Source organism: Leptospira inadai serovar Lyme str. 10, from assembly GCF_000243675.2.
GTDB classification, from domain to species: domain Bacteria; phylum Spirochaetota; class Leptospiria; order Leptospirales; family Leptospiraceae; genus Leptospira_B; species Leptospira_B inadai.
Window position 1 is genome coordinate 209,812 of the sequence record NZ_AHMM02000015.1, and the last position, 21,693, is coordinate 231,504.

The following is a 21,693-nucleotide window of genomic DNA, read 5'->3' on the forward strand; positions in this document are numbered from 1 at the left end:
AAAATGAGCACATTGACACAAGAAAAACGCGCGCAACTAAAGACCCTCGTCGGAGAGGAAAAAGTATTCTTTCGAGACGAGGATAAAATGGATCAGGCTACATTCTTATCCTTCGGAACCGATCGAACGAAGGTGTATCCGCCGAATTTCGATATTCTTGTTTTTCCCAAAAATACCGGAGAAGTAGCGCAATTAGTGAAATTCGCGTACGATAACGATCTGAAAATCGTTCCTTCGGGTGGACGCACCGGCTACGCCGGAGGTGCCGTCGCGAGAAACGGAGAAATCGTCATCTCCTTGGTAAAAATGGATCAGGTTTTGGATTTCGATCCTTTCTTCGGGTCCTTAAAAGTGCAGGCGGGCATGATTACCAAGAACCTTCATAAAGAAGCGGAGGACCGAGGTTTTTATTTTCCCGTAGACTTCTCTTCCACGGGTTCTTCTCATATCGGCGGTAATATCGCGACTAACGCCGGCGGTGTTCGAGTCGTACATTACGGACTGATCCGTCAATGGGTTTTAGGATTAACCGTCGTGACCGGAACCGGAGAAATTCTGGAGTTCAACGGGGAAATTCTCAAAAATAATACCGGCTACGATCTAAAACATCTGTTCATCGGATCGGAAGGGACGCTCGGAATCATTACGGAATGTACGCTGAAATTGACGAGCAAGCCTTCGGACAATCGAGTTCTATTTAGCGCCGTGCCCGACTTTTCCTCCATACTCGAATTATTCAAGGAAACACACGACGTAAAAGTCCCTCTTTTAGCTTTTGAATTTCTTACCCGCTATTGTCTGGAAAAAGTAATCGATCATTTGCATGTTCCCGACCCTTTTCCGGAAAAGAGTCCATATTATGTTTTAATGGAATTCGAAATAACGGATGAAAGGGACGAGGAGAAATTATTCTCCTTCCTGGAGACTGTGGTAGAGAAAGGGTTGGTCTCGGACGGAAGCTTGGCTTCCAATTCCCGCCAGGCGGAAACTTTCTGGAAGTATAGGGAAGGAATCAGCGAATCCATTTCCATCGATTACACCGTTCACAAAAACGATATCTCTCTTCCATTACGAAATATGAATTCTTTTTTAGAGGACATGCAGGCTTTATTGAATAGTAAATATCCCGGATTCGAAATCGCGCTATTCGGCCATATCGGAGACGGTAATTTACATTTGAATATCGTAAAGCCTAAGGGTCTTTCGGATGCGGAGTTTTTTTCGCAGTGTAAAAACGTGGATCCGTCCATGTTCGAATTGCTGCAAAAGCATCATGGCTCCATCAGTGCCGAACACGGAATCGGACTCTTAAAAAGGGATTTTCTGCATTTTTCCAGGACGGATGCCGAACTTGAAATCATGCGACAAATAAAGAAAGCGCTGGATCCAAAAAATCTACTAAACCCGGGGAAAGTTTTGCCTTGAGTCGAAATAAGCGCGGACCTTTTCTTTCCGATGCATTTCGTGCTTTTACCGCTCTGACTTGGATCGTATTCGCGGGTCTTCAGTATAACGACCCCGATCCTCAAGTTTGGATCCCGGCTTATCTATGCGTAACTTTACTTTATTCCGCCGAATGGTTTCCTTATTTTCGAGAACCCGGACCGCGTAATTTGATTTCAGGGATATCAAGAGCCTTGGCCGGAGGTTATTTTCTGTGGGGCATTTATACTTTTTTAGAGGACCCTCGTGCGGATTTCGATTCCGAAATCTTTAGAGAAAGTTTAGGATTAGGACTGTCCTCCCTCTGGCTCTTGATCCTTCCTCTATTTCGAGGACGTGTCGTAAAATGAAGATCAGGCTGGAGGCTTGGCTCTCCATCTTGTTTCTAAGAATCATTTATCTGACAATCCGATGGAAAGAAATTAAAATTCCGAAAACTACCGAAGACTTGTTCCGTAAAAAAGATTCGTTTCTCTTAGCCCTCTGGCATAATCAGATTCCGTACGCAATCGATCTCACCTCTTCTTACTTAGTAAAAAAGAGGGGAATGCGCATCGTACCGCTTGCATCTCGATCGGAGGACGGTGAAATGATCTCTATAGTTTTGGAACATTTCGGCATAGAATCTCGACGAGGTTCGAGTCGAAGAGGAGGCGCCGCGGGATTAAGAGCTCTTGTTAAAGAAGCTATGGACGGCGGAATTTCCTTAATCACTCCGGACGGCCCGACCGGCCCGGTATACGAACTTAAGCCGGGAATCATTCAACTCGCCTCTCTAACCGGCTATCCTGTCATTGCATTTTCCGCCGATTACGATCGGTTTTGGAAGGTAAACAGCTGGGACAGAACTAAAGTTCCGAAACCTTTCTCTACCGCTACGTTTACGTTTACGGAACCTTTCGTTGTCCCTAAACTTAAGGGCGAGAAACAGTTGGACGAATGGAGAAAGAAGCTGGAGAATTTGATGCTAGAAAATTGCGGAATCACTTCGCTCGAAGCGGAGAACATCCGAGCGGAAGTTCGAAAGCAGAAGAAGTAAGATCTTTCCTTTCAATTTACGTCGGACACTCCTCACGAAATTCCATCGGCGGCGAAGGGAATATCCGCCTTTAAATATTACGTTATTTTAATTATGCAGACGATTCAAACGGCCTCAATTGCGAGGATCGTCCGATGGATCTAAATCGAAGCGACTCAAAGAATTATAGTTTCGTTCGGTACCGTTATGTTACGGGAGGAATCTCCTCCTTCCTAAGCCGATAAAAGCTCCAATGAACGATGAATATCCGCGAAAGCAGCAGATATAAGGATTCGCCGTACGTTCTCTCCGTGGTCTCCGCCATTGCCTCGAAGGCTCCGATTAATTCTCTTAATATTTCCCGATCTCCCGCGTCGGAGACAAGATTCAGGTCGACTTCCGACAAATCCTCATCGGCAGGAAAAGCTATATCGTTCGATTCCAGCAGTATTTCCAACAACTTTTCGCCTTCTATCACGACCGATTCGGCGGTTTTTTCGGCGGGTTCGGGTCCGCTCAACAACGAGAAAACACCATCAGATAATTCTAATATAAGTCCCCCTAAGGCCATATCATTTCCCGATTCGAAAGTCGAAGTTATAGTATCGAACTTCTCTTTCAATAAACTGCGAACTTTCAGAAACGAATCGGCAGCGTAGCGCATCTCGCCTTCGTCCATCGCCTCTTCGAATCCTTGCAGCCAATCAGGACCGGTCGGATCGAAGCTTTCCCAATCCGCCCATAAGGATTCGCATGCAAGAAAGATTTGATCCGTAGTAGTGCCGACATGTCTGTATGTTGTGATAACGACCGCTAACTGTGCGATCGCTCCTGACCACTCCGTTTCCTTTACATCGTTCATGACTTCTATACTAACCTAAATAAAGTTTAGAGAAAGCACGATTCCTTTGAACGATGATGAAACCGCTCTTTTATACCCAAGGGTGTAGCAGTAATTACTTAGATCGAGGTATAAGATAAACGGATTCAATCGTGATTTTTTATGATAAAATCTATCAAAGAAAGTGAGACTAAGAATATTTACGAACTAGATCCAAACGGGAATTTACTTTTAATTTTCTAAAAATGCTTTTTATCTGAATTCTAACAGTCCCTTCTTTCGTACCCAATTTCGAAGCGATCTGTTTCGTTTTATAACCGCTGTTAATATAATCCAAAATCTCCCGTTCTCTCGGAGTTAACGCAAAAATTTCCTTTTTCGGAGTTTTTCTAAAAAATTCCATAACTCGCACTGCTAACCCTGGAGAAAGAATTCCTCCTTCCGTTAGAACGATTCTAGTTACTTGACAAATGTCTCTGAGATCCTTTTTTAAAAAATAACCGACTGCCCCGGCTTGCATGGATTTAAATAAGGCCGCATCGGATTCAATTCCGGATAGAATGATGAAGCGAGTCTCGGAGTTTTTGGGAAAGATCTCCCGTATAAAATCGATTCCGTTCATTCCGGGAAGTATAACATCAACGTATACGATATCATACCGAGTTTGCCCGTTAGAGAGAAAATCCTCACAACTAGTAAAAAGATCTGCCACCGAAATCTCGGGCATCGTAGCTAAGGCTTGCAGACAGCGAGAACCGAACTCCGAATTATCCTCGATCAAGGCGATTTTAATCGATTTTTCAATCGCACCCGAGCTTTGAATATCTTCCATATAGAAATCGTTGCCTCTTTCTATATATCTGAGAGAGGTTCGATTCAGACGGAACCTCGATTTTTTTTATCGAAAATCGATCGGGATTTTACAGCCAATCATTGATGGCGGTCGCTACTTCGAAAGGCCTTTCGATATGCAATGCATGCTTTGCGGACGGCACCCATATGATTTTACTCTTTTTCAAATAAGAGTGTAATTTCTTCACCATACGGTGATCGGTAATCGGATCTTCCTTTCCCGAAACGAGTAAGGATTTTAAGCCGATCGCGGACAATTTTTTCCCGAGAAAAATCTCTTCTTCACGGTCTAGAGTGTTCTGGGTTAAATAACGGTTTGCCGGTCCGTTCCAAGTCGAAAGCAAAGCCCTCTTCGCAAAACCGCCTAAATTAGGCGCCGACTCGAAATACAGGGAGGCAAAAAGTCTTTCAATCTGTTGCGTATTTCTCGGAAACAATAGATCCTTCATTTCGTCCCGTTTCGGGTGCGGAATACCGCCCGGGGCCAATAAAACCAATCTCTTAATTCTTTTTTCCTTCTGCGCATCCCTCAACGCCATATGCATCGCGATCAGGCTTCCCATGGAATGACCGCCTAACACCACATTTTCTAGGGAAAGCTCTCGGATGGATTCGTATAATAAATCCGCGAAGATATTGACTTGGTACAAGTACCGGACATTCGGTAATTTGCTCCATCCGAATCCGGGAATATCCGGAAGAAGAATGGTGAAATCTTTCCTTAAATACGGGGCTAATTTTCTGAATCCGGAAGCGCTATCCAAGAGGCCGTGAATCAATAGAAGAGTCTTCTTTTCCGGCCCTTCTCCCCCGCGCTTTAAATAGAAAAGTTTGTGTCCCCCTAAATCTACGAACATTCTTTGAAATCCGAGTTCGGACTCCATGAACCGGATTTTGCTTCGTGCATAATTTTGTAAGAAGAAATGATATATTAGGTTCATTTTTCCGCTATGATTTATCGGGGAACTAAGTTATCAAGGATTCCCGCGAGTAAAGAAACTGGTTTTTCCAGATTAAAATCCGGCAACATAATTTCCGATATTTAAACATCCCCTCATGCAATTAAAGGAACTTCTTCCCCTTCTGGAAAACGCATTCTTTCCCGCGCAAGAAGGTATCCTGATCCTGGAACCGAAGACCTACAGTATACTTAGCGCGAATCCGAAGGCCCAGGCCATTCTCGGCTATTCCCGCCAGGAGCTTGGAAAACTCTCTTTGAGCAAACTACTGTCTCGTCCGGAAAGAATCGGCGAACATGTGGTCGGAGCCGAGGAGTTAGGGATCTCCTTACTTTGGAACCTGAAACGAAAAGACGGTAAATTGATTTTAGCCGAGTTTACGATCAACACTCTGCTTCCCGATCCCGAGTCTCCGTTGATCTTTCATATCTACCAAAGATCCGAGGTACGCGAGACGGAGTTAAGGCTCTATTACTTGCAAAGCATTCTTAGAAGTCTTCGTTTATTAAAACTCAATCTTCGTTCCTTACGATTAAGCTCGGAAACGACCCTTTTTCAAAAAGTTTGCGATACTTTAAAGGAAAACCCGCATTATAGTTTAGTCTGGGGATTTTATCGCAAGGAAGACGGCACGGATCAGATTTTAGTGCAATCGGATCTGGAAGACGATTGGCAGGAAACTTTCGAAACCGCCTGGCTGAAAAAAAGATACCCTTCCCCTTTACTAAGTTTAGTGGAAGGAAAGGAGCCGTTTATCATTCATGAATTCGGAGGCTCCGCATATCGCGAATGGGAAATCGCATTGGGGACTTCCGAATTCAGGAGGTCCTTGAGCTTAATTATTCGGGACGACGGAAAAATCGTCGGAGGTATAGAAATCTTATCGAAGGAAAATATGGCCTTCGATTCGGGAGAGAACTATCTCTACTTCGAAATCATAGAAGATTTATTATCCTCCCTTCAATATCTACGAATAGAGCGCCAAAGACGGGATACCGCTAAGCTACTCCAATTTCAAGGCGCACTTTTAAACTCGCTGGAGGTCCCGCTTTTATCCACCGATGAGGAAGGATTCATAACTTATGCCAATACGAACATTTCGAACTTATTAAGTCTGCCTAAGGAGGAGCTCCTAGGTTTGCAGGTTCGGGACCTGTTGCGGTTAGATGCCGAATCGACCGACAGAGTGCTTTTAGGATCCAAAGCGGAAATTCAGGTAGGAACTCCTCTCGGAAACGAAGTCCCGTTTTTGCTGGCATCCTCCTCTCTCAAGGACGATTACGGAAATCGGATCGGGACTATTTTACTTTTACTTGATATTACCGAACAAAAAAAGAACGAAGAGTTGATTCGGGCCTCCGAATTGAAATTGAGGAACCTTTTCGCCTCGATGAACAACGGGATCGTAATATTAAACCCGAAGGGAATCGTGATGGAAGTGGCCCCTATCCTCAAATTCTTTCTCTTTCAATTTCTCAACGTCGCTCCGGGCGACAAATTCCCGGAACTTTTCGCGGAAGAGATAAAAACCGAGATATACGAAAAATTAGAAGAGTGCGTAAGAATCCAAAGGCCGGTGTACTTCGATTTTTCGATGGCCTTATTGGGGGAGGATGAAAATTTCTTTTCGATAAAGTTCATTCCGTTAAAGAAATACCAAGAGCTTCCCATCGCGGCAATGCTGATATTTTCGGATGTGACTCAAACCAAACTTCTCGATCGCCAGCTTTACGAAACGGCGAAGTTCGCATCAATCGGAGAAATCGCTGCCGGAATCGCTCACGAAGTGAATAATCCTCTTCAGTCTAGCCTTCTATACTTAGAGGATCTGTTGGAGCACGAGGATCCGGATCCGAACGAACGGAAAAAGGTGTATAAAAGAATCGAAGGAGCAGCACTTCGCATAAGGGATCTGATTAAGGGACTACTTGACTTAGGAAGAAGGTCTCCCCGAAAGAAAGAATTGGTTTCTCCTTATTTCATTCTACTTAGAGCCTGCGAATTGATCGAGGTAAGTTGTAAAAAAGGCGGAATCGAACTAAAGCGAGTGACGAGTCCCGAACTTCCTCAAATATACGTCGCGTGGCAGGAAATCGAACAAGTCCTTATTAACTGCCTAGTGAATGCAGTTAACGCAATCTCCGAGATGGAACATAAGCCGGAGTTCCCCAGCATACAAGTTTCCGTACGGAAAGAATTGTATTTGAACGGTGAAACGGTCAGTTTTACCATTCAAGATAACGGCCCGGGTATGAATCCCGAGGTCGCTGAAAAAGCCTTTCTCCCCTTGTACACTACGCGCAGAACCAAGCAAGGAACAGGATTAGGACTTACGATTTCGCAGAGAATCGTGGCCGATCATGGAGGTTCCATTCAATTGGAATCGAACCCGGGTCAAGGTACGAAGGTTACGATTAGGATTCCGGTAGGAAAGGTATGAAGGACCGACAAAAAGAAACGATATGGCCGAAAATTACCCGAATGTTCTCGTAATCGACGATGAATCAGAAATACGAACTGCTTTAGAGCGGGTAATTTCAAGGGAAGGTTATAACGTTTTTATTGCGGAAGATTTTGAATCCGCGATGAAGATCGTTCGAGATAAGCCGGTCGATATCGTGATTTCCGACATACTGATGGGCGGAAAAGACGGAATCGAAGTCGCAAAGGAAATCAAAAAATACAATTCGAATATCCCCGTGATTTTGATAACCGGGAATCCGCAACTGCATACCGCGGAAGAAGCGTTGCGCAATCGAGCCTTTGATTATATTTCTAAACCGGTAAGTCGACAGCAACTTCTAATCGTTCTCGGAAACGCACGACGAGAAAAAGAGGAAAAAGACAAAAAATCCAGAAGAATACTAAAAACGGTTCGAGAGAAAACCCAACTCGCACAACAATACAAAGATTTAAATTATCGTAATAGTCTTATATTAGAAACGACCGGAGATTGCGTAATAACTTTGGACGAATCGCTTATAATTCGAGCGGTAAACGAGGCGGCTCTTAACCATTTTCAATATAAGGAAAACGAACTCATCGGCTCGAATGTTAGTCTTTTAATCGCGGAAAAAAATCGGAAATCCTATCTGGACCGCGTCGAAAAATTAACGAATCGAAAATCGGATCATAAAATCGCAAGATTGCATAACGCCGAGCTGGTGAATCGGAAGGGAGAACCTAGAACCTTCGATATATCGGTTTGTCGATACGTAATGAACAGTAAAACCTACTATACCGGAATTGCCAGGGACGTGACGCAAAAGATCGTCATTTCGGAGAAATTGATCGATGCGGAACGACGGGCTTTTTTAACTACGATTGCGGCTAGCATAGGACATGAAATCAATAATGCGTTAACGGCGGTTCAAGGCTTTATCGAAGTAGCCAGATTACCCGATTCCGACGAGGCCCTGAAAGATAAAGCCATTCAAGTGACTTGGAATCAAATTACTAAACTAAAGAATTTGACCTTTAATCTGTTACAGCTCGGAAAACCTGGAGAAGTCGGAAAAGATAAAGAGGTTTTGGATTTAAACGAAGTGGTGGAATCGGTCATCGAAGTTTTTAAAAAAGCTTCACGATTAAAAAACTGCGAAATAGTATTCGAAAAAGCCAAAGAGAATGTCCAGGTTCTTTCCAATTCCGATCAGCTAAGCCTACTAGTCTCGAATATCATACTGAATTCGGCGGATGCGACCGCCAACAAGGGAAAAATCCAAATCGCCGTTTACGAAAGAAATCGACACCCGGTCATTAAAATACGAGACGACGGCGTAGGCATGAGCAACGAAGTATTAAAAAAGATATTTCAACCCTATTTCACGACGAAAAAAACGGGCCAGGGTACGGGATTAGGAATGTTCGTCGCGAAAGAAATTGCCGACTTGTTCGGAATTAGAATCGAAATCGACTCGGAACCGGATAAAGGGACCGAATTCCGCTTGGTCTTTCCGGATAAACTGTCGAACTAGGCCAAGTTACTATGAGTCAATCAATTGGAGAAGCCGAACTCCGATTCCTTGCCAAAGACGGCAAATTTCCGAATAAGGTCGAATCTTTAACCCCGGAGGCCTCGAACCGCAGATACTATAGAATCTTCTATCCGGACGAGACTTTAGTCCTTTGCAAGGACACGCAATTCCAACATGATTTTATCGACGTCGGAAATTTTCTTCGCTCCCATGGATTCCGCGTACCGGAAGTATACAAGACCGACATAATTCATCATTTAACTTTGCTTTCCGACGAAGGCGACAGGGATTTAAGTTTTATTAAAGACGACGGAGAGTATCGCGATTATCTCGTGAAATCGATCGAGCTTCTTGTGAAACTCCAGAAACTCGAAACGGAAGCCCCCGTATCGGGGCGGGAATTCGATTACGAAAAATTGAATTATGAGAACCGATTCACATTTTCGGCGTTTGGCAGATTTTCGAAATTGTTCGGAATCGAATCGGAGCTGCGTCCCGAGGTAAACATATTCATCGAGGAAGCGTCTTCTTTCTTATCCGATTATAAATTAAAAGTATTCTGTCATCGCGACTTCCATGCACGAAATCTAATGCTTAATTCCGAAAAGCAAATTACCATGATCGATTTTCAAGACGCGAGAATGGGAACTCCGTTCTACGATTTATCCAGTCTACTCTACGATGCGTATCGACCTATCCCTTTCGCGATGAGGCAAGGATTGTTTTTGCTTTTCTTAAAACTCTCGGAAACGGATTATCCTAAGCCTAAAGAATGCTTTTATTTGCAAAGCCTCCAAAGGTCCTATAAGGCCTTAGGTTCGTATTTCATGCTCGTCGCCGACAAGGGGCAGGATAAGTATCGTGAAAGCATCATCGCTTGCTTGGATAATTTATTAGAAATAGTGCAAGTAGGGTTATTCCCGGATCAACTATTCGTTTTTTTTCATTTTCTCCGGAAAGAACTCCTATCGAACCATTCCTTCATGGAAAAAATCGATCGTTAAATTCATGAACGATAAGGCTTTTTTTCCTTGCGCCGGCTTCGGAACCAGAATGCAAGAATGGACTAAGGAACTTCCGAAACCGCTTCTCCGAGTCTCCGATATTCCTCTCATTTATTATTCGTTTTATTGGGCAAAAAGATGGGGAGTCACGGAGGCCATCGTCAATTCCCACTATCAATCCCGGAGATTGGAATCAAGCCTAGACTCATTCAATGACTTTAAATTACATATTTCTAAAGAATATCCGATCATTCTAGGGACCGGCGGAGGAATCCGAACGGCGATCGACCGATTTTGGGATATTGACGATGAGTTTCTCGTAATGAACCCGGATTTCATCCTGTTTCCCGAACCGGATTTTTCTCCTTGGCCAAGCGAAGAGGAGAAAAATCGATTCGACTGTATTCTGTATTTGGCAAAAAAACCGCCGAATGCAGGTTATACGGGACTCACTTTAAGCGGTGAAAAAGTCTCCTTCGAGAACGGAAATTTTTTTTATTTGGGACTTTCTTGGATGAGAGGGACCTGTTTGTCCGATCTTCGACCGAATGTCCCCTATGATCTCGCTAATACGTTCAGAGAGTTAGCTAAAAAAAATCGTCTTGGGGGAAAAATCTTCCCGGGAGAATTCCTGGATTTAGGCGAAAAGGATCTTTATGAAATGTACCGCGAAACCGATTTCGAAATTCGCCTAGGAAACGACTGGAAGAAGTTTATTCAAAACCTAAGGAGAGAAACTTAATCGGAACGGCAGCTTTCAGAAGACAGAGGACAGAGGACAGAGGACAGAACATTGGTGCGAGAAGATTCCATGTTCTACAGAAAGATTTCTGTATTACAGTGGATTTCCCCCTACTTCTGTAACTTTTCCAACTTCGAGTAGCTACTGTCTAGCGTGAGCGAAGCTAACGCGTCTGACCTCTGTCTTCTGTCCTCTGAAAGCGAGCAGCTTCTGTCTTCCGTCATCAGTCCTCTGCGCGGGAGCTCCTACTAAATTCATTTTGGAAAAGTTCTTGTCAGGGGAATCGTTTTGTGGTAGAGGAATTTTTCCACCGCTTCGCTCCGGCCCCCACCCAAAGGGCGGGGTTTTTTAAGTAAATTCTACTTTCCGGTTCACAGAGGACTTTCAGAGGACGGAAGACAGAGGACAGAACATTGATAAACGAAGTTTCCATGTTCTAGAGGAAGATTCTTGTGTTATAGTAGATCTTTCCTCTACCTCTATTACTTTTCCAACGTCTAGCAGCTTCTGTCTTCAGTCCTCTGTCCTCTGTCTTCAGTCTTCTGCCTTAACTGCCCGCTTTAGCTTTCGGGTCCGAGTTTTCTATTTTTTCATGCTGTTTGCAAGATTGCAAATCTCTAAACTTTAGCGCCGAAAGCTCGCACTGAACCTGCTTTAATGTCTTGTTCTGAACGCAGGTTTTAACGATTGCCTCGTTTGTTTCCGGTTTCAGTACACTTCTAAGCATCAAAGCCTGAACCTGCTTGGGCATGCTTTCATCGTCCGCGATTAATTTCACGATATGAACCTGGGCGTCCATGCATTCTTCCGGATTGGGTTTCGTTCTACAGCTTACGGCGAAAAGCGCCAAGATACAAAAAAGAAAAGCGGACGTTAAACGTCCGCTTTTCTCGCTTCCGAAAAAGCATGAAATCCGATTACTTGTCAGCGCTATCATCGACGGCAGCGGCCGCTTCAACACGTTTACGAAGTTCTCTGATATCGTTCTTGTTCACGCCTTGGAGTTTCATCGCGTCTTCGTAGTATTTGATCGCCTTATCAAAATCGCCTACGGAGAAATAATAGGTTCCCAAGTTAGCTTTTGCTCCACCGGACTTTCCGCCGGCTTTCTTATCGGCTTTTTCCCAAGCTTCTTTGGCTTTCTTAAAGCTAGGAGTTTCTCCGGTGATTTCTTGGTATCCATCATCGAGGAATCCGGCAACGTCCGGATCTTCGTCCTTGGTATAAACTTTGATTCTTTCAGTCTTAACCTGTGGAGATAAACGATCTTTAATATAACCTGCCGCTTGGTCTAAGGCCTTACCGAAAGAATCGAGGACCGAAGGACAGTTCAAGTTACCGACGCCGGCGTCGATTTTTGCAGGATCGGATACGACCGCTTTTTTAACTTCTCCAGTTTCGACTTTGATCAAAGTCGCATCTAGAGGAATCAACATGTAACGAACGGCAGTCGGTTTCGTGATCGGAGCATTGCCAGTATCGACATTCTTACCTGAAGCCATGGAAGCGATTGCGCCGCCTACTTTAAGCGCCGCTGCTCCGTAATCGACCATCATTTCGCTACCGCACTCGGTATAAGGTTTTTGGTATCCGATATACAGAATTGCTTCGGCTCCCAATTGGTTTCCGAGTTTCACGCGACTTTTTGTGATTCCGGCAAGAGTCAGAGTCGCTTCGTTTATAGAATCCGCACGCTTGCTCAAGTCGATTAGTTTATAATAAGATTCTTTATCAAACGCTTCGAACACTTTCGAAGGCATTTGATCGATAAAGCTGGAACCTGCTCCGAAGACGGTTTCCCAAAGACTTTTTTGGGGTTTTTCAACGGCAAGACCGACGTTCCGAATGGTGCCAAGGAATTTTTGAAGTTGGCGCCCTTCCTTTGATTTCGGGAATACGGGATATTCCACTTCTATGCGTTCTCCGCAATTAGAAAGTGAGAATACCAACGCTCCAGCAAAAAGCAGAGAAGCGATTTTTTTCATTGGGTTAATACCAATCCTTTATGGATGATTTTAGGAGTAACATCGTATTGATTCGGAGAATTCTTTTCCTGTCAATTTATTTTGTGAACGAAACGGGTTTAAAACGAGTCCGACCGTTTTGGCGCATATTAACCACTTGCAAAACCCGGTAGGAAACAAAACCTAATCTTGAAATTTCTCCGTATCCGAAATTCGATCGGAAACGGTCAAAAATAATAAGGGAGTCGGGACTCTTGGGGGCAAAATGAAAACGGTAGATGAAATCCGCAAAACACTAGAATCTACGTATATGAGCCACGAGATCGAGGAAAAACTTCCCTTGATCCTGGAAATCAATCGACTCAAGCAAGAAAAAAACGCGGTTCTCTTAGGCCATAATTATATGACCCCCGACGTTTTTCACGGGGTTTCCGATATAGTCGGGGATTCGCTCTACCTGAGCAAGGCGGCGGCCGAAACAAATGCGGATATTATTGTTTTCAACGGCGTTCACTTCATGGCGGAAACCGCAAAACTTATGTCACCCGATAAAAAAGTACTGATCGCCGACTGGAAAGCCGGATGTTCCCTAGCGGAAAGTATCACTCGCGACGACGTACGGCGATTGAAGGCCGCACATCCCGGAGTTCCGGTCGTTACGTACGTAAACTGCACTGCGGATGTTAAGGCGGAAACCGATATTTGCTGCACCTCCGCAAACGCCGCGCAAATCGTAAATTCCCTGGATTCCGATACCGTCATTTTTTTACCCGACGAATACCTTGCAGGAAACGTAAGAAACCAAACCAAAAAAAATATCATTTCCTTTCCGGGACGTTGTATGGTCCACGAGATGTATACTGCGGAGGACATTCTTTCCGTCAGAAGACAATGGCCCGGAGTCACGGTGATTTCTCATCCGGAATGTAAGACCGATGTCGTTGCCGTTTCGGATTTTGCTGGCTCTACGACTCAAATGTCGAAATTTATCAAGGATTCCGGTGCAAAGGACGTCTTCTTAGCCACCGAATGTTCTATGGGTGATAATTTGCGCGCCGAATTTCCCGATCGTCAGTTCGTGTCTTCCTGTCGAACCTGTCCCCATATGAAGCGCATCACGTTGGAAAAAATACGGGATTCCTTATTGCACGAACAGTACGAAATCAAGCTGGATCCGGACGTCATGGAAAAAGGAAGAATGGCAGTGCAACGAATGCTGGAGCTTAGTTATAAATAATGTTCCGAATAGGACAAGGATTAGATTTTCATAAATTAGAACTGAACTCCTCCCGTCCCTTACTGTTAGGCGGAGCGACTATCAATTCGGAATACGCATTAATCGGCCATTCGGACGCGGATATCATATTGCATGCGTTATCGGATGCAATTCTGGGCGCGTTGGGGCTGGGTGATATCGGGCAATATTTTCCGGACACGGATCCTTCTCTCAAAAACATGGACTCCAAGATCATTTTGAAAAAAACCTTGGATCTAATGAAGGAAAGAAACTTCTCTCTCATAAACATAGACTGTACGGTTATCGGAGAGCGCCCTAAGATAGCTCCTCACAGGGAGATAATCCGACGTACATTATCCGATCTACTAGGAATTCCACAGGATTGCGTTTCGGTAAAAGCGACCACCACGGAAAAAATGGGCGCCTTAGGAAGGGCGGAAGGAATCGGCGCGACATGCATCGTACTTTTGCAGTCCGACTAGAAATCCGAACGCCTACTCCACTCCATAATGATCGCATCGTCTCCGAAGGCGTAATAATTTTTTCTTCTTCCGATTTCTCGAAAGCCGAGAGAAGAGTAAAGTTCCATAGCGGAGATATTAAAATTGGAAACTTCCAAAAATACCCGTTGGAATGCGAAGCAAAGCGTTTGCAATATTCGCTTCGCCTCTCCTTTCCGGCGTTGAGAAGATAGAATTCCAATCCGTAATAACTCGCCCTCCTCCCCTAAATCCAAAAAAAACATATAACCGAATTCCTCTCGAAGCCAAGCCGAATAAGATTTTATATGACTTTCTATCCCGTCTTTCGACCAATGAGAATCGGGAAAGCAGAGCTTTTCTAGCATACTTAAATATTCGACGTCCGTTATATTAGCTTCTCTCCAACCGGGAGAAAGGATCTTTTTTTTTCCGAATGGCAAACCGTTTTCTCCTTGCAGGCGTCAAAAATAGCAATATGAATTGACGGTCGCTTTCGGGAAGAATTTTCCACTTGCTATCAAGCAAGGCGACGGTTGATTTTTTTGCGAATGTACACTTTCTTAGGAGAATCTTGTTTATGAAAACCGCAGGTAAATACTTATATGCAGTTCCCTTTTTGATCTTCGGAATCTTTCACCTTATCTATGCACCGGGGATGGCGGGATTAGTACCTTCTTATATACCGTTTCAAGTCGTTTGGGTTTATCTAACCGGTGTAGCTATGATAGCTGCTGCGGTAAGCATCTTCATCAATAAAAAAACCAAACTTGCAATGACACTATTGGCAGTTCTACTTGGTTTGTATATCGTCCTAATTCACTTAGGCCCTGCAGCCGGGGGAAATCAGCAGGAAGTCGCCGCATTATTGAAAGACTTAGGACTGTTAGGTGGAGCCTTGGTGATTGCAGGCATCTCCAAAGATAACGATTAAGCAGAAGACAGAGGACTGAAGACAGACGCGCTCGCTTCGCTCACGCTAAACAGTAGCTGCTCGAAGTTGGGACGACTGCAGAAGTAGAGGGAAGACCCCCTATAACACAAGAATCTTTCTCCAGAACGTGGAATCTCCGCTCATCAATGTTCTGTCCTCTGTCCTCTGTCCTCCGTCCTCTGCACAGGAACCCTCAGTTCAAACTCGAGATTTCCATTTTCTGTCAGGAGCACATAGCGCCCGTTCAATTTATCCGTCCTAGATCGAATATCTGAGATTACCGATTCAAACTTATCTTCGTTGGAAATCCCGAACCCGCCCTGGGAAATTCTTAAAAGCACCGAAATACCTTCTCTCCCCCAAAAAAGATTAATTTTCTCCTTCGTTCCTTTTTTCAGAATCTTTTCCGATACCTCCAGGAATATTTTATGCACTTGGAGACACTGATCGATTCGCAAGGACTCGGATACGTTCTGAATTTCGACATGCAGATCTCCCGAACTCGGATTCTCCGTCAGAAATTTCTTAAGCTCTTCTTCCACCAATTCGCTTTTCGTTCCCTGGTAATTCATTAGAAAAACCATGTCGCGGACATTGGCCATCGTATCGCTTAGTTCGATTTTCAATTTTTGGAAGGACCGATCGTTCTTTTCCTTCGATTCCAGTTCGTACATCAGAGATTTCAATTCGGAATCCATATTGCGATTAATTTCGAGTGCGGCCTTCGCTTTCTCTTCCGCGTTGTGCTTCAATTGTTCATTGTATCGAACCTGTAAATCCGCGAAGTCTTTGGACTTTTCCAAATCCTCGGTAAATCGAACCGAAATCAAATATGAATTAAATATGATAAATCCGACTAACCCTACGGGAAAGCTATACGGGAAAAGAATATAGACTTCGAACAACCCGTAAGTCACGTCGTTTATCATCGCAACGACCAGAATCAAACCGGATAAGCAAATTTTCTTGGCGTTATTTTCACCCGCTTTCCATGCGGATCCGATTCCGTATAGCAGAACTGCGGTATATATCGGAGGAAAATACATAAAAAACGAATATAACGTGACCACATCCGTTTCACTCAAAATCGTAATGGCCGCCGTAAATAAAACGCTCGAACTCATCGCCACGAGCATCCACTTTTCTTTGTATTGACGGGGATACATTTCCCGCATCATCAAGTAAACGATCTGAAAGAAAGCGACTTCGCAGAGAAATTCCAATCGAATTCTAAAGTCCAGCGGCAATTCCGGAATCAGCGAATATTGTATATTAGAAGTTATGAAAGTGTAAAATGAAACTAAAAGACAAAAAATAGCGAATATGGCCGGAACGTAATCCTTCCGATAAGAGGCGAAAAAGACGATGTGATATAGACCTACCGAAAAGATCACACAAATCAGGAGGGTTTCCCGAAACGCGTTCGTCAATCCGCTGGTAAAAAGGATATCGGCACCGCCGAGAAAAAATCCGTTTCGGATTCCTCCCTTTAAAAAATTTCCGCGGTAATTCGAAACGTTCACGATCAGATCGAATTCGGACTCCTTAATCGGAATGTTTCGAATGACGGGATGGGCGATAAAAAAAGTTCCCGCAGAATTTTCTCCGGTAATCCCATTCGCAAAGACCTGCCTATTTCCCAAATACACCGAATAAATGCCGGGAAGCCTGGGAATTCGTAGGACAAGATTCTCCTCTTTTCCGCTCAATCGTAAATGAAGTTTATACGATGCATGCCCCATCAGGGGAAAGTGACGATCGTAATCTCTCCAAATTCCGGGAACGGGTTCGTATTCAGGCGATTGTCGAAATTCCTTCCCAGGGTAAAAAAGTTCTCCCCACCTAAATTCCCATTGCCCGGCCAACGGAACAATATTACCCCAAAGATTCGTATCCCGTAAATCTATGACCCCTTTGATTGCCCGAACGGTAGGAGTTCCATTTCCGAAATCGGCGCATGATAAAGTGCATGCTAGCGAAAGCATGGCAGCCGGAACTAGTAGAAGTTTTATTTGATCGTATTTCCGGAAAAAAAGACGCACTATCCAAATCCACGCTTAGAAGTAGGGAAGGCAAATTAAAATTTCTTCGCGAAGAACTCTTCCGAAACGGAAACTCGATACTTTCGAAGGACCGATATAATCCATGTAATTCGATGAAGAATAGTATAAAACGGCAACCGATTCTGTAAGAAAGCCATGTTACCCAGGGGATAAAATTAGAGTTTCTTTCTAGACCTCTCGACTTTAAAGGCGATTCCTTGCGCATTTATCTTTGCATCGAAGGAAACGAACTTTTGTTCTTTAGCACCGTAAAAGATTCCGCGTTTTTCTAATTGGTCTTCGATATAAGAAAGTACTCGAGCTTCGCAAAATCCGAGTAACGATTCTCCTTCCAAATCGGTTTTACCTGCCGAAATTAGAATATGCTTCATTATTTCCAGACCTTCTCTCATTTGCTCCGCACCCGATTTCATGTCGGTCCATACTCCGAAATGAGTTAAATACGCTTTCTCGGCTCCGGTCCCAATGATTTTATCGATGGATAAAAGCGCTTCTTCCGGATCAAAGTCGGTAGGAGTTGTAGAAGGATATAAAACAGGTTCGCTTCCATTACGAAAAATCCCGTAACCGAGACCGAAAGTATCCCCCGTGAAAATCCCGTTCGTTAAAGAATCATAAATGCAAAAATGATGATTCGCATGTCCGCGGGTATGGATGAACTTGAGAGTCCGATTTCCCCAAACCAATTCTTCCCCATCGTTCATGATGCGAACCGACGATTCCGGGACCGGTTGAATTTTTCCGTACAATTTGTAGAAAGCTTCCTCTCCATACACTTGAATGGAACTCTTAATCAATCTTTGCGGATCGATTAGATGCGGTGCCGCCTTGGGATGAGCAAGAACCGTCGCATTCGGACAATGTTTGATCAGCTCTCCCGTTCCTCCGGCGTGATCCAAATGAACATGCGTTATAATAATATAATCTACGGATTCTTTTTTCAAGCCCCGGTCTTCTAGGATTTTCAGAAGTTTGGGAACCGCGTAGTTGGTATTATTTTCGACGAAGGCTGCCCGATCGCCCTCTATAACTAGATAGGCACAGGCTAGCCCTTCTTCTATATATCCGCAATCTATGGTTAAAACGGTTTCGGCCATCAGTCTTTCGTCGATGTTTTATGAATCATAATCTAAATTACGTCCACTGCAAAGTACGTTACGTCGTCAGGCAGCCTGAATCCGGCAAATTCCCGCAGTGACGATAGGATGGATTCGTTTAGATTTCTAGGACTTCTATTGAACGAATCCCGTAATAAATCCAATAGCCTTTCTTCTCCGAACATTTCTCGCCCGGCGTTTAAAGCTTCGGTTATTCCGTCCGTATAAAAGAAAAACCGATCTCCTTTTTTTAAATCGCGCCTCCAAGTCCGCAACACGATTTCCTTTCTCCATCCTAATATCGGCCCCCTGCCTTCCAGGAATACGGGCAAGGAGGAAGAATCCGTTAATACGATCGGAGACGGGTGGCCCGCCAATGAATACTTGATTTCACCCGTTTTAGTATCGAATAAGGCCGCCACCGCCGTGATGAAATTCTTTTCTACGACGGGAACCATTCTCGCGTTCAAGGATGTCAGAAGAGCCGCCGGCTCCGGATGACGCGGAGCTAGTTCCAAGAAACTTATCTTCAGCATCGAAGCGATCAGAGCGGCCGAAATTCCGTGACCCGCTACGTCGCATAACAGAAATTGCACTTGTCCGTCCCCGTAGTCATGAAAGTCGAAATAATCGCCTCCGATCTTTTCGACCGGAACGTATACCGAATTAACGCTTAGTCCTGCGATTTGCCCGTCTAGTCCGGGTATCAATCTGGATTGCAATCCGCCGGCGACTAATATCTCTTCGTTTAATATTCTATACTGTTTTTCCAACTCGTGGGTTCTACTTTGAACGAGCGTCTCTAAAGAATCATTCAATTTCTTTAAATCTTCTCTAGCTCTCGCGTTTTGGATGGAAATTCCCATTATTCCCGAGAATAAAAAGACTAGAAGTCCGTATTGAGAAAAGAATTCGTTTTTGCCGGTCAACAAATCGACGACTACGTCCGTTACTCCTAGAACAGCGGCGAATAGCGCTCCCAACAAAATCAAAGTCGCTTCCGCATTCTTTCTGAATTGGGATGCAAGAACTCCGATCAATGTGGGAATTTTTAAAACCAGTAGGACTTCCCAAGCGTATACGAGCATGATTCTGGAATCGGGATCGAAATCGTACAACTGGAGGAATCCGAGGGCAAGGTCTCCTAAAAGAATGCACTTGGCAAAGATTCCAAGCCGCCTTTCGAACATCGCATAGACGAAGAGAAGTAGAACGGCAGGAAATAAGGTTTGGCAAAAATAAAAGACTCTGATAATCAATTCGAAAGATAGCCCGATATAATGAGTCTTGTTGAGCAGAGTCCCTCGCCAGCCGACAAAAATGATCGCGGATAAGGCTAGATAAAGACTAGCGTTAGAGTATCGATTCAAGAGATACGCGATCGCTTGTTGTACAAAAATGCCTAAAAACAAAACCGCAATCACGACCTGGAATAAATCCTGATAGATCAAATCCTCCTTTAACGAATCGTAATCGCCCACCTTCGGAGTTCCTCGAAAAAGACCGCAAAGGAGTAAGGCCTCTCTGCATTCGATCTCCACTTCTAAAAGATTTTTTCCCGGACGAATCAAGTCCGTCGGAATTGCGTAAAGTCTTGGGCGAAACCAATCCGGACTGTACGGCTCGAAACTCCCGGTTTCTCCGACCAAAGAACCGTTCCAGTACACTTTATCCGCGGATTGAATCCTGTCTAGATGAACGCCCTGAGTAAATCCTTGCCGTAATTTGGGATAGTCGATCTCTATGCGATACACTCCATGGACCGGAGCGGGAAATCCTTGGGATCTTAGGCTTTCTCCTGCATGGATGGGAAGCCCTTGCTCGGCCCCCTTCACTTGAAATGTCCATCCATCTACGACCGTGCGAACCGGAATGATCGACTCACCCAGGACGGAACAGACGAATAGCAGATAAATTCCGATTATTTTCAGCATGGCAATAGGGAGCGTAAATTAAAGAGTATTGGACCTAAATCAAGGCTTTTTCGTGCCCAAATCCGGTTCTAAAATTTTCTTTAAACGGGTTGGAGTTCCAGGTCGAGTTTCTGATCTAAAAACTCGGAAGGGATCGAAGCGAGTGCCTCTCGCAGAAGTGTAGCCGGAGGGTTCTGATGCATTCCTTCGGTAAGAATACGACGGTACATTCTAGAGCCCCTCACTTCATGGAAGGCTCCTAAGAGATGCCTTAATATTCTACTCGGCTTTTCGCCTTCCTCGGTCCTCTTTCGAACGTATTCCTGCATTTGATCGAAAATTTCACGACGAGTAGATCGTATTTTCTGTTCCCCAAAAAATCTCCGATCGACGGTGGAAAGGAGAAACGGATTTTCATAAGCCGCTCTCCCGATCATAACTCCGTCTACCTTCGTTAGATGCTCGCTTGCGATATCCAAAGTCCGAACGCCTCCATTAAGCTCTAATTTCAGATCGGGGAAATTACGTTTTACTTCGTATACATCTTCGTATCTTAAAGGCGGAACGGTTCTATTTTGGGCGGGACTCAGACCTTCCAAAATTGCGATTCTTGCATGAACGGTGATCCTCGTCGCTCCCGCCTCGGAAACGGTCCTTACGAATTCCAGTAGATCTTCGATACGATCTTTTCCCGGAATCCCTATTCTGCATTTAACGGAAACCGGTATGCGAACTGCTGAATTCATTGCGGCGATGCAATCACTAACCCGCTTCGGGTCCCCCATTAAACAGGCACCGAAATTTCCTTCCTGAACTTTGTCGCTGGGGCAGCCTACATTTAGGTTAATTTCGGAATAACCGTATTCCTCTCCGATCCTCGAGCATTCGGCCAATTTAAGGGGATCGTCCCCGCCCAATTGTAAAACGACCGGGTTTTCTCGAGGATGAAACGAAAGATGTCTATGAGTATCCCCTCTCAAAATCGCTCCCGTCGTAACCATCTCGGTATATAAGAGAGTCCTTTTTGAAATCAGACGTAAAAAAAATCGAAAGTGTCGGTCCGTCCAATCCATCATCGGTGCGACGGAAATCGGATATGATTGCGGCTCTTTCGGAATTGGGCTCATCTCGGTTCCTGAATACGATTTTACGAATTCGATCGTAAACGTC

General features: G+C 44.4%; 20 protein-coding genes. 10 read left to right on the forward strand and 10 right to left on the reverse strand.

All coding sequences use genetic code 11. The features are described 5' to 3' along the window. Positions 1–3: 3 nt before the first annotated feature. From LEP1GSC047_RS04810 to LEP1GSC047_RS04820, 3 genes are read left to right on the forward strand one after another with little or no spacing between them, the layout of a single operon-like run. Positions 4–1,425, forward strand: coding sequence for an FAD-binding oxidoreductase (locus LEP1GSC047_RS04810; protein WP_010414843.1), 1,422 nt, complete (start codon positions 4–6; stop codon positions 1,423–1,425). Further along, positions 1,422–1,793, forward strand: coding sequence for a transmembrane 220 family protein (locus LEP1GSC047_RS04815; RefSeq protein ID WP_010414845.1), 372 nt, complete (start codon positions 1,422–1,424; stop codon positions 1,791–1,793). The genes LEP1GSC047_RS04810 and LEP1GSC047_RS04815 overlap by 4 nt, the downstream gene beginning before the upstream one ends. Beyond that, positions 1,790–2,482: a lysophospholipid acyltransferase family protein gene (locus LEP1GSC047_RS04820; RefSeq protein WP_010414847.1), complete on the forward strand. Its 693-nt coding sequence runs from the start codon at positions 1,790–1,792 to the stop codon at positions 2,480–2,482. Before LEP1GSC047_RS04815 ends, LEP1GSC047_RS04820 begins: the two co-directional genes overlap by 4 nt. 184 nt (positions 2,483–2,666) lie before the next feature. Here LEP1GSC047_RS04820 and LEP1GSC047_RS04825 read toward each other — a convergent pair whose 3' ends face one another. The 3 genes from LEP1GSC047_RS04825 to LEP1GSC047_RS04835 form a co-directional block, all read right to left on the reverse strand. Continuing rightward, positions 2,667–3,323: a hypothetical protein gene (locus LEP1GSC047_RS04825; protein ID WP_010414849.1), complete on the reverse strand. Its 657-nt coding sequence runs from the start codon at positions 3,321–3,323 to the stop codon at positions 2,667–2,669. Between the two features lie 169 nt (positions 3,324–3,492). Further along, positions 3,493–4,134 carry a LuxR C-terminal-related transcriptional regulator gene (locus tag LEP1GSC047_RS04830; protein WP_010414851.1) on the reverse strand — a complete coding sequence of 214 codons (642 nt, stop codon included), beginning with the start codon at positions 4,132–4,134 and terminating at the stop codon, positions 3,493–3,495. A gap of 88 nt (positions 4,135–4,222) precedes the next feature. Next, complete coding sequence (locus LEP1GSC047_RS04835; protein ID WP_020988367.1) at positions 4,223–5,038, reverse strand: alpha/beta fold hydrolase; 816 nt, start codon at positions 5,036–5,038, stop codon at positions 4,223–4,225. A 172-nt stretch (positions 5,039–5,210) separates the two neighbouring features. Here LEP1GSC047_RS04835 and LEP1GSC047_RS04840 point away from each other — a divergent pair, with 172 nt between their 5' ends. From LEP1GSC047_RS04840 to LEP1GSC047_RS04855, 4 genes are read left to right on the forward strand one after another with little or no spacing between them, the layout of a single operon-like run. Then, on the forward strand, positions 5,211–7,553 hold the full coding sequence (locus LEP1GSC047_RS04840) for an ATP-binding protein (protein WP_010414855.1): 2,343 nt from the start codon (positions 5,211–5,213) through the stop codon (positions 7,551–7,553). Positions 7,554–7,575: 22 nt separating this feature from the next. Then, positions 7,576–9,090: a hybrid sensor histidine kinase/response regulator gene (locus LEP1GSC047_RS04845; RefSeq protein WP_010414858.1), complete on the forward strand. Its 1,515-nt coding sequence runs from the start codon at positions 7,576–7,578 to the stop codon at positions 9,088–9,090. Positions 9,091–9,101: 11 nt separating this feature from the next. Next, complete coding sequence (locus tag LEP1GSC047_RS04850; protein WP_010414861.1) at positions 9,102–10,094, forward strand: aminoglycoside phosphotransferase family protein; 993 nt, start codon at positions 9,102–9,104, stop codon at positions 10,092–10,094. Between the two features lie 4 nt (positions 10,095–10,098). Beyond that, entirely contained in the window at positions 10,099–10,836 is a 738-nt protein-coding gene (locus LEP1GSC047_RS04855; protein WP_010414863.1) for a sugar phosphate nucleotidyltransferase, read from the forward strand. A gap of 547 nt (positions 10,837–11,383) precedes the next feature. On the opposite strand, the gene lep is transcribed toward LEP1GSC047_RS04855, so the two are convergent. Both lep and LEP1GSC047_RS04865 read right to left on the reverse strand, forming a co-directional pair. Then, complete coding sequence (gene lep / locus LEP1GSC047_RS04860; RefSeq protein ID WP_010414864.1) at positions 11,384–11,773, reverse strand: LipL41-expression chaperone Lep; 390 nt, start codon at positions 11,771–11,773, stop codon at positions 11,384–11,386. Beyond that, positions 11,754–12,821, reverse strand: coding sequence for a lipoprotein LipL41 (locus LEP1GSC047_RS04865; RefSeq protein ID WP_010414866.1), 1,068 nt, complete (start codon positions 12,819–12,821; stop codon positions 11,754–11,756). The genes lep and LEP1GSC047_RS04865 overlap by 20 nt, the downstream gene beginning before the upstream one ends. A 244-nt stretch (positions 12,822–13,065) precedes the next feature. Here LEP1GSC047_RS04865 and nadA point away from each other — a divergent pair, with 244 nt between their 5' ends. Both nadA and ispF read left to right on the forward strand, forming a co-directional pair. Next, positions 13,066–14,037: a quinolinate synthase NadA gene (gene nadA, locus LEP1GSC047_RS04870; RefSeq protein ID WP_010414868.1), complete on the forward strand. Its 972-nt coding sequence runs from the start codon at positions 13,066–13,068 to the stop codon at positions 14,035–14,037. After that, on the forward strand, positions 14,037–14,519 hold the full coding sequence (gene ispF, locus LEP1GSC047_RS04875; RefSeq protein ID WP_010414870.1) for a 2-C-methyl-D-erythritol 2,4-cyclodiphosphate synthase: 483 nt from the start codon (positions 14,037–14,039) through the stop codon (positions 14,517–14,519). The genes nadA and ispF overlap by 1 nt, the downstream gene beginning before the upstream one ends. On the opposite strand, the gene LEP1GSC047_RS04880 is transcribed toward ispF, so the two are convergent. Further along, positions 14,516–14,959, reverse strand: a complete 444-nt coding sequence (locus LEP1GSC047_RS04880; RefSeq protein WP_010414874.1) for a GNAT family N-acetyltransferase — start codon at positions 14,957–14,959, stop codon at positions 14,516–14,518. The two genes, ispF and LEP1GSC047_RS04880, sit on opposite strands and share 4 nt — an antisense overlap. A 137-nt stretch (positions 14,960–15,096) precedes the next feature. Between LEP1GSC047_RS04880 and LEP1GSC047_RS04885 the strand changes: the two genes are divergently transcribed. Then, positions 15,097–15,450, forward strand: a complete 354-nt coding sequence (locus LEP1GSC047_RS04885; RefSeq protein ID WP_010414877.1) for a DoxX family protein — start codon at positions 15,097–15,099, stop codon at positions 15,448–15,450. Positions 15,451–15,593: 143 nt separating this feature from the next. On the opposite strand, the gene LEP1GSC047_RS04890 is transcribed toward LEP1GSC047_RS04885, so the two are convergent. From LEP1GSC047_RS04890 to dusA, 4 genes are all read right to left on the reverse strand, one after another. Then, positions 15,594–17,435: a 7TM-DISM domain-containing protein gene (locus LEP1GSC047_RS04890; RefSeq protein WP_020988451.1), complete on the reverse strand. Its 1,842-nt coding sequence runs from the start codon at positions 17,433–17,435 to the stop codon at positions 15,594–15,596. Positions 17,436–17,668: 233 nt separating this feature from the next. Further along, complete coding sequence (locus LEP1GSC047_RS04895) at positions 17,669–18,610, reverse strand: MBL fold metallo-hydrolase (protein WP_010414886.1); 942 nt, start codon at positions 18,608–18,610, stop codon at positions 17,669–17,671. 32 nt (positions 18,611–18,642) lie between these two features. Further along, positions 18,643–20,544, reverse strand: coding sequence for a PP2C family protein-serine/threonine phosphatase (locus tag LEP1GSC047_RS04900; protein ID WP_010414888.1), 1,902 nt, complete (start codon positions 20,542–20,544; stop codon positions 18,643–18,645). Between the two features lie 80 nt (positions 20,545–20,624). Continuing rightward, on the reverse strand, positions 20,625–21,650 hold the full coding sequence (gene dusA, locus LEP1GSC047_RS04905) for a tRNA dihydrouridine(20/20a) synthase DusA (RefSeq protein ID WP_039934294.1): 1,026 nt from the start codon (positions 21,648–21,650) through the stop codon (positions 20,625–20,627). Positions 21,651–21,693 lie beyond the last annotated feature (43 nt).

Excerpts from the sequence above, each read along its gene's own strand:
- nadA (WP_010414868.1), top strand. The coding sequence starts at position 13,066 with ATGAAAACGGTAGATGAAATCCGCAAAACACTAGAATCTACGTATATG.
- LEP1GSC047_RS04865 (WP_010414866.1), bottom strand. The coding sequence starts at position 12,821 with ATGAAAAAAATCGCTTCTCTGCTTTTTGCTGGAGCGTTGGTATTCTCA.
- LEP1GSC047_RS04835 (WP_020988367.1), bottom strand. The coding sequence starts at position 5,038 with ATGGAGTCCGAACTCGGATTTCAAAGAATGTTCGTAGATTTAGGGGGA.
- lep (WP_010414864.1), bottom strand. The coding sequence starts at position 11,773 with ATGATAGCGCTGACAAGTAATCGGATTTCATGCTTTTTCGGAAGCGAG.
- LEP1GSC047_RS04895 (WP_010414886.1), bottom strand. The coding sequence starts at position 18,610 with ATGGCCGAAACCGTTTTAACCATAGATTGCGGATATATAGAAGAAGGG.
- LEP1GSC047_RS04820 (WP_010414847.1), top strand. The coding sequence starts at position 1,790 with ATGAAGATCAGGCTGGAGGCTTGGCTCTCCATCTTGTTTCTAAGAATC.
- dusA (WP_039934294.1), bottom strand. The coding sequence starts at position 21,650 with ATGAGCCCAATTCCGAAAGAGCCGCAATCATATCCGATTTCCGTCGCA.
- LEP1GSC047_RS04850 (WP_010414861.1), top strand. The coding sequence starts at position 9,102 with ATGAGTCAATCAATTGGAGAAGCCGAACTCCGATTCCTTGCCAAAGAC.
- LEP1GSC047_RS04890 (WP_020988451.1), bottom strand. The coding sequence starts at position 17,435 with ATGCTTTCGCTAGCATGCACTTTATCATGCGCCGATTTCGGAAATGGA.
- LEP1GSC047_RS04845 (WP_010414858.1), top strand. The coding sequence starts at position 7,576 with ATGGCCGAAAATTACCCGAATGTTCTCGTAATCGACGATGAATCAGAA.
- LEP1GSC047_RS04830 (WP_010414851.1), bottom strand. The coding sequence starts at position 4,134 with ATGGAAGATATTCAAAGCTCGGGTGCGATTGAAAAATCGATTAAAATC.
- LEP1GSC047_RS04855 (WP_010414863.1), top strand. The coding sequence starts at position 10,099 with ATGAACGATAAGGCTTTTTTTCCTTGCGCCGGCTTCGGAACCAGAATG.
- LEP1GSC047_RS04885 (WP_010414877.1), top strand. The coding sequence starts at position 15,097 with ATGAAAACCGCAGGTAAATACTTATATGCAGTTCCCTTTTTGATCTTC.
- LEP1GSC047_RS04825 (WP_010414849.1), bottom strand. The coding sequence starts at position 3,323 with ATGAACGATGTAAAGGAAACGGAGTGGTCAGGAGCGATCGCACAGTTA.
- ispF (WP_010414870.1), top strand. The coding sequence starts at position 14,037 with ATGTTCCGAATAGGACAAGGATTAGATTTTCATAAATTAGAACTGAAC.
- LEP1GSC047_RS04840 (WP_010414855.1), top strand. The coding sequence starts at position 5,211 with ATGCAATTAAAGGAACTTCTTCCCCTTCTGGAAAACGCATTCTTTCCC.
- LEP1GSC047_RS04810 (WP_010414843.1), top strand. The coding sequence starts at position 4 with ATGAGCACATTGACACAAGAAAAACGCGCGCAACTAAAGACCCTCGTC.
- LEP1GSC047_RS04900 (WP_010414888.1), bottom strand. The coding sequence starts at position 20,544 with ATGCTGAAAATAATCGGAATTTATCTGCTATTCGTCTGTTCCGTCCTG.